The following is a 12996-nucleotide window of genomic DNA, read 5'->3' on the forward strand; positions in this document are numbered from 1 at the left end:
CGCCATGTATCCGCGCTTGAGCGATCTTTTTGAGGATCTGTTTGGCTTTGCATTGCCTTTGCCGATCTATTCGTTCGGTGCTATGGTCGCTGTGGCCGTTTTAGTGGCCACCTGGCTTACCGCTCGGGAACTAGACCGACGCTACAAGGCAGGAATGCTCTCGAGCGTGTCGATACGAGAGCGCGACAGTCGAGGGCGTTATCAGACACGTAAGGCCAGTCCGGCAACCCTGATTGGGACAATGACGCTCGTTGCTGTTGGGGCTGGTTTCGTTGGGGCTAAAATTTTCCATATCCTGGAAAACCTCGATACGTTTGTGCTCGACCCCCTGGGCATGATCTTCTCCACAGGCGGATTTACCTTCTACGGTGGACTCATTTTTGGAGCGTTGGGCGTGATCCTTTATGCGCGTCAGAAAGGCATCCCCATACCCCAGCTGGCGGATGCCGCAGCGCCTGGGTTAATGCTGGCCTATGGCATTGGGCGCATTGGATGCCATTTGGCTGGCGACGGCGATTGGGGTATTGCCGCAAACGTAGCAGCTAAGCCCGATTGGCTGCCTATGTGGCTTTGGGCCGAAAGCTATCCCCGCGCGATTATCGGACCACCGCCTGCACCGGTTTACCCAACGCCGCTATACGAATTTGCCATGGCAACCCTGTTTTTTGGGGTGCTCTGGGCATTACGTCGGCATGCGTTTCTTCCAGGATGGCTTTTTTCGCTCTATCTCGTGCTCAATGGGCTAGAGCGGTTTCTCATCGAACAAATCCGCGTGAATAACCACTTTATGCTTTGGGGACTTCGGGTAACCCAGGCCGAGGTAATCGCCGTGCTACTGATGATCGGGGGTGCGGTGGGGTTGGTTTTAACGTCACGGCGCGTAGGGGTGCATCGTCAGGCTGCTGCACCGGAAGTTTCAGGTTCTTGAGGTCGTTCAGCCCTGGGCGCCAAGATGAATGCAAAGTCCACGTAAGGTGCCTGATAAAAACCCCAAGCTAACTGTAAACGGCCTGAGCTAGGGCTGGGTGGTTGCAGTGAGTCGAAGGTCCCTTAGCGGCCTTTGGTGCGCAGCCGAGATGCCCACAGATGGCCTCCAGCTGCAGCAAGTGTACGTGCGCTAAAAAACACCCTTGCTTCTGTGGTGCAGAGCATTGTATTTCTGGAACAACGGCATCACGTAGGGCAGCTCAACATCCAACATGACAACGTCGACGATTCTGGAGCGCTTGCAGACATTGCTACGCAACACGCCCCCCTTCGACCAGCTTGCGCCCGAGTTGTTGCAAGACGTGCTAGCGGATTTGACGCTGGAATATTTTGAGCCTGGCGAAGTGATTATCGAACAGGGCAGCACAGCGCACAAAGGGTTATATGTGGTCGAGTCAGGGATGGTCCGCCTGATGGACGTGCCGCGCCAGCGATTGATTGATAAATGCGGTGAAGGCGATACCTTTGGCGCGTTTGGCTTAATCAAAGGAGGGGCTGCCCCTTATGAAGCGCGTGCAGTGGCTCCAACAGTATGCATTCGGTTGAGGCCAGAGCGATTCCTTAAGCTATATGAGCAAAATGCAGCATTTGCCGCGTTTTTCGACAGAGAAATCAAGCACTACCTTACGCGGCAGGACGTAGAGCTGGACGTAACCGGAGCGCGCCAACTTTTTAGCCGGCGCTTACGGCAGCTTGCCTATCGGCGGCTTGTGAGCTGCGACCCTGAGGCTTCGGCACGCGATGTAGCACGGCAAATGATCCGGCGTGGAGTAAGTTCCGTGGTGGTGCTACGCAACGGTCGTTTGGCCGGCATTGTAACCGGAGCAGATCTTCGCCGCTTGGTGGCCCGGCGCGGCTCACCAGAAACGCCGATACGCCGCTTGATGAGTACTCCCGTACATACAATCAAAGCCGATGCCTCGCTTTTCGAAGCCATGATGCAGATGCTGCTCCATGGGGTACATCGGCTGGTCGTCGTCGATGAAAAAGAACATCCCCTGGGCGTGTTAACTGACCGAGATATTGCCCATTGGCGCGGTCAAGATCCGCTGGCTACGATTAACCGCATCGAAAGCATTAGCAACGAAGCGGAATTAACCAATATTCGCGAAGAGATTCATGATCAGCTACTGCGTCTCCAACGGCAGGGGGCAACGCCTGAGGCCTTAGGACGCTTACTTTCCGTCATGAGCGATCGTATTGCCCGGCGGGTTATTCGTTTGGTGGAGCGTGGGCTGCGAGCCCGTGAAGAAGCCTTGCGGACGGACTTGCCTTGGGCGTGGCTGCGGCTAGGAGGTACAGGGCGACAGGAAATGACCCTGACTACGGCACAGCAAAACGCGCTGGTTTACGCAAATCCAGGAGAAGCGGCTGAAAAAGCTGAAGCATGGTTTAGCCGCTTGGCCGAGCAAGTCAATAGCGCGCTGGAAAAGTGTGGTTTTCCAACAAGCGCTACGATAGCCCGTGAACCGCAGTGGCGGCAGCCGCTCGACCAGTGGCGGCAGACTATCCGTTACTGGATTCTTCAGGCAACGCCTGAAGCGCTGGCTCAGGCGTTGCCCTTTTTTGACATGCGGCCGCTTTGCGGTGAAGCTGAACTGATGCAGGTGCTCTGGCAAGAAATTGAGGATGCCTTGAACGTACAGGCCTTGGATCGAGAACGCAATGTGCTCCAAGTGCTTGCGGCCTTGGCGCTCGAGCAGCGCCCTCCCTTAGCGCCTCTAGGACGCTGGGCGACGGAACGAAGCGGCCCCTATAAAAAACGCATCGACCTTAACGGCCGTGGCATTCGGTTGGTGGTAGATGCTGCCCGAATACTGGCGCTTGATTTGCGCTACTTCCAATCAACCAATACCTTCGATCGTCTCAGGGCTGCAGCCGATGCGTTTCCTGAGTTGGAAACTGTGCTGCACGATGCCTTAGAGGCTTATCACTACTTGACTGACGTACAGCTGGAACATCAGTTGCGCCAGGTTGAGGCTGGCGAACTGCCCAATGATTACCTGGATCCTGAAGCCTTGTCACGAGTGCAGCAAAAGCTGTTGCGCGAGGCGTTGGAGACTGTAGGCGCTTTGCAACAGGCTTTGGCGCGTCGCTATGGCGTTGAGCTGGCCTAACCGTGCCAGGCTCTTAGACGGTCGCCTTGGTCACTTAAGAGTACCATCATGCGGCTGCCGGCACGGCCGTAACGATTAAGGCGCAAAAAGTCCTGCTCATGAATAGGCACGTGCTGCCCATCGAAGAAGGGCATCTCCTCGGGAATGTAGGGATCATGGATGTAGATGAAATGTTCATCGTATCCCGTGACCACTACCCAATGGGGGACTTTCTCGCCATAGAGGCGATAGCCGCTGACGAGCAAAATAGGCACCAAGCCCTCATCAATGGCCATCAAGATGTCCTTGCGATCAAAGAGGGTATAGCGTGGAGGATAACCGGCTGCATGAAGACGTGCCAGAAAGGATTCGTGCACAAGGCGTAACACTTCTTTTTTTAAGGGTGAGCGTACGGTATCGATAAAGGGAATGCGCACATCGTTGGTCAGCACTAGGGCATGCAGGCCATGATGAAGGGCCGCAACGGCCAAGCCTTCGGCACTGCATCCCCCAATGCCACTGGTCATAAAAATCGTGGTTGCCTGGCGCCAGAGTTCCAGTTCCAGCCCGCGGTTAAGCGACAGTTCTGGGCGAAAGTACTTTAAGGCCATCATCAGACAGGCTGGTCCGCAAGTGAAGTCTAGCGTTTGGCTGTAGTACGGAATAGGCAGGTAGTTTGGGGGACGTTGATTAGGGACGAGGACGCGCTCGTAGCGACGGGCAGGTGCTCCGTCGGCATAATATGCAGGCAATAGGCCTGTAGGCCGAAATCCCAACGCTTCGTAAAGGCGGATGGCTTCGGTATTATCGATGCGAACCTCCAGGCGTAGCACAAGCCGGTTGCGTTCCAGCGCGGCTTTTTCGGCAGCCTGAACAAGCAAGCGACCAATGCCTTGGCGACGACATGCAGGATCGACAGCCAAAGAGTACAACCGTGCCGCCGCCAGTCCCTGACGGAAAAGCAGTACCGCACTGCCGCACACGCGGCCTTCTTGCTCGGCCACCAGTACCTGAGCACTTTCACTCCGCAGTAGCCTGCGATAGCTTTGGCGCGAAAGCTGATCTCCATCGAAGCTGACAGCCTCGAGGTGCACCAGCGCGTCTAGGTCGGCTAACGTAGCTGGGCGAATAGAAATCATGAAGACTTGCCCTCCAAAAGATGGGAAACAATGCGGGTGTAAACGTCGGGTGCTTGCTGATCTTCCTCCCCCGCATTGATGGTGGGATTATCGTTGACTTCGATGACCACGACCTGACCTGTTTCGGTAACCTTGAGATCGACGCCGTAGAGTCCCTGCCCGATGGCTGCTGCGGCCTTGAGCGCTGCTTGGGCTACAGCCTCAGGCAGCGCTTCTAAAGGAACGCCTTCGACGCGTGCATATGCCCGGCGACCGTCAATAATGGCTTCAATCTTAAAGGTTTTGGCTGGAATGAGATAACGGCAAGCATACAGCAACTGGCCTCCCAGCACGCCTACGCGCCAGTCAAACGGGCTAGGGATAAACTGCTGCACAATAAGCCGGTCAGAGTGATAGAAGAAACGCCTCCCGGTGCGCAAAAACGCTTCAACTGTTTCTACGCGTTCGACATGCGACGAAAAGGCACTCTGCGGTGCTTTGAGCACCAATGGTGCACCCAGCTCGGCAAATAACCGATCCGCTTGTGTGGGCGTTAGCATTGGTCGCGTGAGCAAGCGGGTGGGCGGCACGCTTACGCCAGCTTGCTCGAGCCGGCGGTACATGTGCACCTTGTCGCAGCAAATACGGATCGAACGGCTGTCATCGATGACAGGCTTGCCGTGCAATTCAGCTAGGCGGGCAGCCACATAACTGGCATTTAAGGGGTGGGTAAGCGCGCGGATAAAGAGTGCGTCGTAGCGCGGAATTTTGTGCAGTTCATTGCGAAACAAAAAATGCACTTCGTGCCCCAGCGCTTCGGCGGCATCACGGTAGCGGAGCAGCGCGGCATGCTCCTCGCGACGAGCAATCGTATAGCGCTCGACGTAAATCGCCAACCTACCCACGGCGTGCACAAAAGGCTTGAAGCCGCTCTTGCAAAAGCTTTCGGCTTTTGGTTGAAAGCCGGCTGCGCGGCAAGCGTTCTAAAGCACTAAAGAAGGTCTGCCCATCGGGCGTTTCGATCAGACGCAGCTTGGCTAGCGGTAGATGAAACAGCCCATAGAGCTGCTCGGCCCACCATGCATACGCTGTCTCTGGCGTGCGATCCAGGATAAGCTCCACTTCGATTAGCCTTGCGTGGACCGGCAGGCGCTGATAGCACAGCAGATATTTACCCTGCCGCGAGAGCTGGCGAGCAGCGATCCAGGCCTCCTGTGGCTCGTAGACCACGCGAAACGCACGGGCAAAAGGATGCACGCCATAAATCACGGCAGGCGGCTTCACCGTATCGTTGGTCAGATACCATTCGGGAACAGGTAGACCTGCTTGGCGGACGCGCTCCAGCGCTACAGGGACGTTGTAGGCGTCGAGCACATCGGCGCAGGAAGGTAGAGCCGTCAGACCGTGCAATTCAACTTCTACAGCGGCGTAATACCCCTCGCTAAGGTATTCGTAGTCGCCGTGGAGCAAGAAAACACCTGCACTACAGGTAAGCTGCAGCGGAAGAGGATCCGAAGGCATAGAAATCTAAGCAGCAGATAGCGGTTTTACGCAAGCAGAGCCTTTGCGTTCAACGCAGAAATCGCTGATATTAAAGGGCAGTGCGCAACCTGACCTGAGCGCGTTATGGCACTACTCAGTCGTCGGCGGCGCCGTGAGCTGTTTGTTGCAATAGGCATTTTGCTAGGGTTTGCCGCGCTCATGATTCTGCTGGCCTACCTGATGGGGTAAAAAACAAAGGCGGTGCGCTTTGTACGCACCGCCCTACGATTCGTTCAGCTTTAGACTTCTTCAGGCGCGTAGATGTCTTTTAACAGCGCCTGCAGCTTGGTACGCCCACGGTTAATCCGACTTTTCACCGTACCCATCGGTAAGCCGGTGATTTGGGCGATTTCTTCATAGGTAAGCTGCTGCACGTCACGCAACACTACCACCTCACGAAAGTCTGCCGGGATGCTCCGCAGCGCCTCCTGAATGTATTTGTCCTGAATCGTGCTCTCGGCATGCTTGTCCGGCAAGAAAGTCTCGTCAGGCAGCGCAATTTCGTACTCCTCGTCATCGCGATTAACCGATTGAATGGAGTACACGCGCCGGCGTTTGCGTTTCCGGTACTCGGAGCGCGCCAGGTTCCCAGCAATCGTGTACAGCCAGGTGGAGAACTTCGCAATCCGCTGGTAAGAATGCCGGTTGCGGTAGACGCGCAGGAAAGTCTCCTGAAGAAGGTCTTCACAGCGTCGGGCATCGCCCAAAAAGCCATACAAGTAGTGCATCAAGCGCTCGGAATAGCGTTCCACCAGAATGTTGAACGCCTCAACCGTGCCTGCCTGAAACTGCTCCATGAGGTCTTCATCACTCATCTGCTGGAGCAGCGATAGACGATCCTGCGCGGCGCTTTCTTCGCCTCGCGAACGCGACGTTTTTTGAACAATCCGGGTTCTATGCAACACCTTTCTGCTTAGCTTAAGTTTGGTTACACGATGTAGAATCACAAATATATACGATATCCGCCCCAAAAAGGTGCGGAATTTTTGTGAAAGGTTAGGAACCCTTACTTACCTTGGGCATCAAGCGTAAGTTTACGTTAGATCCCAAACTGATAGTGTAACGATGCGGTACGCAAATTCGTATGTTTGGCACTTTTTGCAGAAGTTCCATCGAAAGCTTGTGCTGCTCATGGCGTTAGGCTTTTCGGGCGTCTTTGGTCTCGTCCAGCTGGCCCAGGCGCAGCCTGATACGGTGCGTATTGTGCTGGCCATTCATGGAGGGGCAGGAACGATCACGCGGGCGCAGATGACGCCAGAGCGCGAGCAGCAATATCGCGAAGCGTTGCGTCAAGCCCTTCAGGAAGGCTATGCTGTCTTGCAGGCTGGGGGCAGTAGCTTAGACGCGGTAGTGGCAGCTATCCGCGTGTTGGAAGATTCCCCACTTTTTAATGCGGGCCGTGGTGCTGTGCTGAACCGCGACGGGGTGGCTGAGCTAGATGCCACAATTATGGACGGGCGTACCCTTAAAGCGGGTGCCGTGGCCGGCGTGCAAACCGTCAAAAATCCTATTTTACTAGCACGGCGCGTCATGGAAGCCACGCCACACGTACTGCTCATTGGACGTGCTGCCGAGGCTTTTGCCCAGGAGCAAGGACTGGAGATAGTCCCCAATGAGTATTTTATTGTGCCCGAAAGACGCTTGCAGCTTCAGCGGCTGCGCGAACAAGGCATAGGCATTGTACCGGAAGAGGCCTCGTCGACCTATGGAACCGTAGGGGCCGTAGCCCTGGATCGAAGAGGGAATTTGGCTGCCGGCACCTCAACGGGTGGGCTTATGGGTAAACTGCCCGGGCGTGTGGGCGACTCAGCCATTATCGGCGCTGGCACGTATGCGGATAATGCCACATGCGCTGTTTCGACAACAGGTCAGGGCGAGTATTTCATTCGGGGTGTGGTTGCGCACGAAATTGCCGCCCTGATGAAGTACGCTAGCCTATCGGTCCAGCAGGCAGCTTCTGCAGCCATCTACGGTACCTTGGCTGGCCTGGGTGGGCAAGGCGGTGTGATTGCTCTAGACCGCAACGGTCAGCTGGCCGTGGTCTTTAACACCGAAGGCATGTATCGCGGCTACGTGGACGAACACGGCCACATCACCATCCAGATCTATCGCGACTAAACGCCGGCCGTCTACAAAAAAAGACAGGGGGCGCAAAAGTAGCCTACCCAAAGCCAATGGTATAGCCTTTGGGGGTGGAGGGTACATCTCCCACCGATGCCCTAAAGTGCTATGCAGCGTGTTTTCTTCTGGCTTTTGGCCATTTTAGGCATGAGCCCGTTGGCTTGCGAAGGCCCGGCAGGACCTCCTGGTCCGCCAGGTAATGCAAATGTGGTTTCGTTTACGTTTACGCTCCTTCCTGAAAGGCTGCGCTACAACGGTCCGGTAGCCTCGGTTGGATATGAGGTGCCGGAGATCTCGGCTAGCGTCGTTGAGGGCGGGGCTGTACTTGTGTATTTCTACGAGCAAGGTACCTGGACAGCCTTACCCTATACCTTTGCCTATGAGTCGTCTGAGCTGCCGGCTGTAGATTTCACGGTGACGCTGGGCTATGCTTTTGAAGTAGGATTTTTGGAGATCTTCTACGAAGCCTCAACCGAGGCGGTCGATCTACGTCGCCTGGGTCTGGTCCAAACTCCTCGTAGGCTTAAGGTAGTGATTATTGACGGTTTTCCGCTAGCGAAGATGCCTGTAGACGTACGTAACTACGAGGCCGTACGTGCGTATTTTGGACTTTCCGATTAGCAGATCCTCAGGGCTTTTAAACCTGCATCCCAAGGCTAAGGGGGTTATATTTATTCAATCCGTAAACCAACCTTATGGTCTACAAAATGCGCTGGTTAATTTTGGCAGCTGGTTTGGGGCTGAGTGCCTGCCAAACTGCAACACCACCGGCCGAGATGGCCGAGCCAGAAATTGCTCATGCAGTGGCTGTGCTCTACCCTACAGCCGGGAATCAAACCCACGGCATCGTACACTTTACGCAGACGTCCGAGGGGATTCAGGTAACAGCTGAAGTCCATGGGTTGGCTCCTGGAGTGCACGGTTTTCATATTCACGAGTGGGGGGATTGCAGTGCACCGGATGCGACTTCCGCTGGGGGTCATTTTAACCCCACCCAGCAGCCTCATGGGTCGCCAGATAGCCCGCAGCGACATGTAGGCGACCTAGGTAACTTGGAAGTAGGTGCCGACAGCACAGCTCGCTATAGTCGCTTGGACACCCTGCTTGCCTTCACGGGGCCGCGTTCGATTATCGGTCGGGCTGTGGTTGTGCATGCTTCGGCTGATGATCTGACGTCGCAACCTGCAGGTAATGCGGGCGGCCGCCTGGCTTGTGGCGTGATTGGTGTGGCGCAGGCGGCTGCTGAATAAGCCGAGCGTGTAAACAATCGAATGTCCACAGCAGCAGCGCTGCCGTTGCGGCGATGTTATTTGGTTGCAGCACGCGTGCGTGCTGACCGCCTTGCGCGGCTTAGTGAGCTAAGCGAGCGACTTTTTTTGCGCCGGGCATTCTTGTACCTCTCTGCAGCCGATCAGCAGTGGCAGCGCCCAGAGCTGGTTCAACTTCTGCGGCGTCTGAGTACGCTCTATTGCCAGTGCAGCACGCCCTTTGATGGGCCGATGCTATTTGCCTTGGGATACTTTCGCGTTCATGACGGTGTGCTAGAGCCCGTAGCCGACCGCATCCCCATCGATAATCCTGAGTTGCTGGCATGGGTACTGAGTGAATTTTTGGAGCCTGGAGCTCAAGTATGGGTGGAAATGGATGCAGGGTGGTGTGGATGGCATATTGAAGGAGAGGGACAGGTGCATCCCCTTGCAACCAATGGAAATGCTTAGGTTGTGGCCCAGTAGCGGTGCAAGCGGTGTAAGGCAACCTCTGGCGTAAGTTCACTAGACGGCGGTTGATCGGGCAAGAGGAGCTGGACCGTGCGCTTCAGGCCCTCAGGGGTGCTGTGCTCAAGCAATCGTAGTGCAGGGCAGCGGCCTTGGTAGGCCACAAGGGCCGTAACCATATGTGGCCTCCGTGGATAGGGCACGTCGGGGGGAAGCCATGCAGCTATGCGGTTAAACACCTGCTCCAAGGCCGAAAGTGTAGCTGCTGGCAGGCGCAAAAACAAGTCGACCGTGTAGTCTCGGCCAAAGTCAATGACTACTGTGCTCAGCTGAGGGGCGTCGTCTCTCCAGATCAGGCGCAAGTGGCCACAGCCTTCGGTAACTTCATGGACAGCCGCCACAAGTTCGGGAAAGGTTCGCTCTAGTTCTTGCTGGAGGCGATCGTAGCAAGCCGCCCACCCTGCAGGATCGTCGGCCGTACTTAGCGTCATTGCTGCGGCAAAGGCCGCCTGTTGCAACCAGCTTTGCAGCGCAGCATCCTGCGACAATAGGGCGTGTACTTCACGCAGTGGCTTTTCTAAAGCGCCCTCCAATAGGGCTACCCATTCGGCACGAGAGCGCACATCCTTGTTAAGAAACAGGAGAAGGTTCATCCAGCAAGGCTTCCAAATGGGGGCGCATTTTTTGCGTGGGAAAGAGCCCCAGCACTTGGTAGCGGATGCGTCCGCTTCGATCTACGACTACCGTGGTTGGCAGGGCAAAAACTCCACCATAAGCATCGGCGATGGTCTCATTGCCTAGCACGATCGGATAGTTGATATTAAAATTTTGCGCAAAAGGCGTCACGACCGTGGTGCCTTCTTCGTCCAGTGAAATGCCCACCACAAGCAGCCCACGGTCTCCCAGGTCACGCTGCAGGGCGATCAGATCGGGAATTTCTTCGCGGCACGGGGGGCACCAGGTAGCCCAGAAATTCAGCACCAACACCGAACCCCGGTGTGCACTGAGTTGGAAGGAGCTGCCGTCAATTTGGGGGGCTGTAAAGTCGGGGGCTGGTTGAGGAGGATCGACCACTTCCACGCCTGCTAGTGGGGCTAGCGACGAAGCTTCATGGGTTGGTTGGGCCTGTTGCCTTTGACAGCCGGTAAAGCTTATGCAAAGCAAGAATGCTATGCCAACACTGTGCAGCTTCCGATAGCGTAGCGTAGGTGATGGCATCATGGAAAGCATAGATGTATTTACAATACCCTTGAGGCAAGGCGTGCGCGGTGCCCAACCGCTGCCCAATAGCATCGGATAGCGGCCGAGCTATTTGCACGTTGTAGATAGGAAACGAACCTGCAGCAGCGAATTGTTCCACTTCGCGTCGTGCATAGTGGTTTATACTACACAGGCAGCTGGGTTTGAAGACTACCACCGGCTGCTGCACCAGCACGGCTTCCGAAGTCGTCAGACTTTTCCTGTGGTGTAAGCGAAAACTTCTGTTTTGCTGGAGGCCTTGCGTAAAAACTTTGCACGTAATCGGCAAAAATGTTATAGGCCAAAACTGGAGAAGGTAAGGTAAAATAGGTACCTTAGATAAGTCTACTGTAAGGTTGTTTTAATAAACGCGAGAAATGCTGATGACGGGTGCCGAACACGTACGCTGGGATTTGCGCGACCTATACCCCGACGAGACAGCGTTGCAGCAAGACTTGGCACAGGGGCTCGCGCAGGCTGAGGCCTTTTACGCACGTTATCATAGCAAGATTGCGTCTCTAGATGCCGAAGCGTTGGCTGAGGCGTTGCGTCAGTACGAAGCCATTTTAGATCGGCTGGGCAGAGCCTACACCTATGCCTACCTCAACTGGGCCACGCAAACCGAAGATCCAGCTTGTGGCGCGCTGCTCCAACAGGTGCGGGAAGCTTATGCACAAGCCACCAAGCATCTACTCTTTCTGGAGTTGGAATGGGCGCAGCTGGAGGCCGAGCGTGCCCAAGAGCTTTTGGCAGCGGAGGTACTCCGACCCTTTCGGCATTATCTAGAGCTGCAGCAGCGCTTGCGGCCGCACCTGCTCAGCGAGCCTGAAGAGAAAATCCTGGCCGAAAAACGGGTGACAGGCCGTGATGCCTGGGTGCGCTTTTTTGATGAACTGCTTGGGGCCATGCGCTTTTCGCTCGACGGGCAGCTGTTGACCGAGCAAGAGGTGCTGGCTAAGCTGTACGATCCAGATCGCGAAGTGCGGCGGCAGGCGGCTTTAGCGCTTACTGAAGGTTTGAAGACCCGCCTTCGGGAGCTGACCTATGTGTTCAATATCGTGCTAGCCGATAAGGCTGCTGAAGACCGCTTGCGGGGATACCGAAGCTGGATTGAGAGCCGCAACCTGGCTAATGAGGTCAGTGACGAGATGGTCGAGGCGCTCATTCAGGCCGTCACTGAACGCTACGAGCTTGTGGCTCGCTTCTACGAGCTCAAGCGACGGTTGCTGGGATACGCGGAGCTCTACGATTATGATCGCTACGCGCCAATCGGCCAGGCCAGCACGCGCTATTCCTGGGAAGAGGCACGCCAATTGGTTCAAAGCGCCTACGACGCTTTTCATCCCCGTTTAGGGCGCATTGTGGCCGAATTTTTCGAGCGGCGTTGGATCGATGCAGCCCTTGTGCCCGGCAAGCGCAGTGGGGCGTTTAGCCACGGTGCAGTGCCTAGTGCCCATCCGTACATTTTGCTCAATTACACCGGTACCATTCGGGATGTGCAGACGCTGGCGCATGAGCTAGGGCATGGCGTGCATCAGTACCTGTCGCGCAAGCAAGGGGTGCTGCAGGCCGATACGCCGCTAACTATGGCCGAGACGGCCTCCGTCTTTGGAGAAATGCTGGTTTTTGAGCGCCTGATGGCAGCAGAAACGGATGCGGCCAATCGGCTAGCCATGTTGATGGGCAAAATCGACGATACGATCGCCACCGTCTTTCGACAAGTAGCCATGAATCGTTTCGAAGATCGCATCCATGTGGCCCGCCGAACCCAGGGGGAGCTCCCACCGGAAGCTTTCTGCGCATACTGGATGGAAACGCAACAGGCTATGTTCCAAGGGAGCGTGACGCTCGGGGAGCACTATCGCTACTGGTGGAGCTACATTCCGCACTTTGTGCATACACCTGGCTACGTCTATGCATATGCGTTTGGAGAGCTATTGGTGCTGGCACTTTTTGCCCGCTACCGGGAAGAAGGAGATACTTTTGCAGAACGCTATCTGGCCTTGCTAGAAGCTGGTGGATCCGACTGGCCGCATGTTTTGGTTGGGCGGCTGGGCGTTGATCTGAAGGACACTACCTTTTGGCACCAGGGGCTAACTGCTATTGAAGCGCTTATTGAACAAGCCGAAGCGCTGGCCGAGCAGGTACTGGGCTCGACCAATGCCCAGGCCGCCTAAA

At 55.8% G+C, this 12996-nt stretch carries 14 protein-coding genes; 7 read left to right on the plus strand and 7 right to left on the minus strand.

What is annotated here, in order from left to right; translation table 11 throughout:
* Positions 1-4: 4 nt before the first annotated feature.
* Both J8E65_RS04055 and J8E65_RS04060 read left to right on the plus strand, forming a co-directional pair.
* On the plus strand, positions 5-928 hold the full coding sequence (locus tag J8E65_RS04055) for a prolipoprotein diacylglyceryl transferase (protein ID WP_210374137.1): 924 nt from the start codon (positions 5-7) through the stop codon (positions 926-928).
* A 271-nt stretch (positions 929-1199) separates the two neighbouring features.
* On the plus strand, positions 1200-3104 hold the full coding sequence (locus J8E65_RS04060) for a putative nucleotidyltransferase substrate binding domain-containing protein (protein ID WP_210374138.1): 1905 nt from the start codon (positions 1200-1202) through the stop codon (positions 3102-3104).
* On the opposite strand, the gene J8E65_RS04065 is transcribed toward J8E65_RS04060, so the two are convergent.
* The 4 genes from J8E65_RS04065 to J8E65_RS04080 all read right to left on the minus strand — a co-directional run bounded on the left by J8E65_RS04065 (position 3101) and on the right by J8E65_RS04080 (position 6648).
* Positions 3101-4222 carry a GNAT family N-acetyltransferase/peptidase C39 family protein gene (locus J8E65_RS04065; RefSeq protein WP_210374139.1) on the minus strand — a complete coding sequence of 374 codons (1122 nt, stop codon included), beginning with the start codon at positions 4220-4222 and terminating at the stop codon, positions 3101-3103. The genes J8E65_RS04060 and J8E65_RS04065 overlap by 4 nt on opposite strands.
* A complete protein-coding gene (locus J8E65_RS04070; RefSeq protein WP_210374140.1) occupies positions 4219-5106 on the minus strand; it encodes an ATP-grasp domain-containing protein in 888 nt (295 codons plus the stop codon). The genes J8E65_RS04065 and J8E65_RS04070 overlap by 4 nt, the downstream gene beginning before the upstream one ends.
* A complete protein-coding gene (locus J8E65_RS04075) occupies positions 5099-5722 on the minus strand; it encodes a RimK-like ATPgrasp N-terminal domain-containing protein (protein WP_210374141.1) in 624 nt (207 codons plus the stop codon). The genes J8E65_RS04070 and J8E65_RS04075 overlap by 8 nt, the downstream gene beginning before the upstream one ends.
* Before the next feature lie 260 nt (positions 5723-5982).
* Positions 5983-6648, minus strand: a complete 666-nt coding sequence (locus tag J8E65_RS04080) for a sigma-70 family RNA polymerase sigma factor (protein WP_210374142.1) — start codon at positions 6646-6648, stop codon at positions 5983-5985.
* Between the two features lie 226 nt (positions 6649-6874).
* Between J8E65_RS04080 and J8E65_RS04085 the strand changes: the two genes are divergently transcribed.
* The 4 genes from J8E65_RS04085 (at position 6875) to J8E65_RS04100 (ending at position 9582) form a co-directional block, all read left to right on the plus strand.
* Positions 6875-7861: an isoaspartyl peptidase/L-asparaginase family protein gene (locus J8E65_RS04085; RefSeq protein WP_210374143.1), complete on the plus strand. Its 987-nt coding sequence runs from the start codon at positions 6875-6877 to the stop codon at positions 7859-7861.
* Positions 7862-7972: 111 nt separating this feature from the next.
* A complete protein-coding gene (locus J8E65_RS04090) occupies positions 7973-8485 on the plus strand; it encodes a hypothetical protein (RefSeq protein ID WP_210374144.1) in 513 nt (170 codons plus the stop codon).
* A gap of 86 nt (positions 8486-8571) precedes the next feature.
* Positions 8572-9114 carry a superoxide dismutase family protein gene (locus J8E65_RS04095; RefSeq protein ID WP_210374145.1) on the plus strand — a complete coding sequence of 181 codons (543 nt, stop codon included), beginning with the start codon at positions 8572-8574 and terminating at the stop codon, positions 9112-9114.
* Positions 9115-9135: 21 nt separating this feature from the next.
* A complete protein-coding gene (locus J8E65_RS04100; RefSeq protein ID WP_210374146.1) occupies positions 9136-9582 on the plus strand; it encodes a hypothetical protein in 447 nt (148 codons plus the stop codon).
* Here the strand turns inward: J8E65_RS04100 and J8E65_RS04105 are convergent.
* Genes J8E65_RS04105 through J8E65_RS12710 form a run of 3 tightly spaced genes read right to left on the minus strand, consistent with a single transcriptional unit; the run spans position 9579 to position 11014 of the window.
* Entirely contained in the window at positions 9579-10232 is a 654-nt protein-coding gene (locus tag J8E65_RS04105) for a hypothetical protein (protein WP_237181641.1), read from the minus strand. The two genes, J8E65_RS04100 and J8E65_RS04105, sit on opposite strands and share 4 nt — an antisense overlap.
* Entirely contained in the window at positions 10210-10800 is a 591-nt protein-coding gene (locus J8E65_RS04110; protein WP_237181643.1) for a TlpA disulfide reductase family protein, read from the minus strand. Before J8E65_RS04110 ends, J8E65_RS04105 begins: the two co-directional genes overlap by 23 nt.
* The gene (locus tag J8E65_RS12710; RefSeq protein WP_210374147.1) at positions 10688-11014 is read right to left on the minus strand and encodes a monothiol bacilliredoxin BrxC family protein; all 327 of its coding nucleotides are present in this window, start codon (positions 11012-11014) and stop codon (positions 10688-10690) included. The genes J8E65_RS04110 and J8E65_RS12710 overlap by 113 nt, the downstream gene beginning before the upstream one ends.
* Before the next feature lie 181 nt (positions 11015-11195).
* Here J8E65_RS12710 and J8E65_RS04120 point away from each other — a divergent pair, with 181 nt between their 5' ends.
* A complete protein-coding gene (locus J8E65_RS04120) occupies positions 11196-12995 on the plus strand; it encodes a M3 family oligoendopeptidase (RefSeq protein WP_237181644.1) in 1800 nt (599 codons plus the stop codon).
* The last annotated feature ends 1 nt before the right edge of the window (position 12996 follow it).

This window comes from Rhodothermus bifroesti, from assembly GCF_017908595.1.
GTDB lineage: Bacteria > Bacteroidota > Rhodothermia > Rhodothermales > Rhodothermaceae > Rhodothermus > Rhodothermus bifroesti.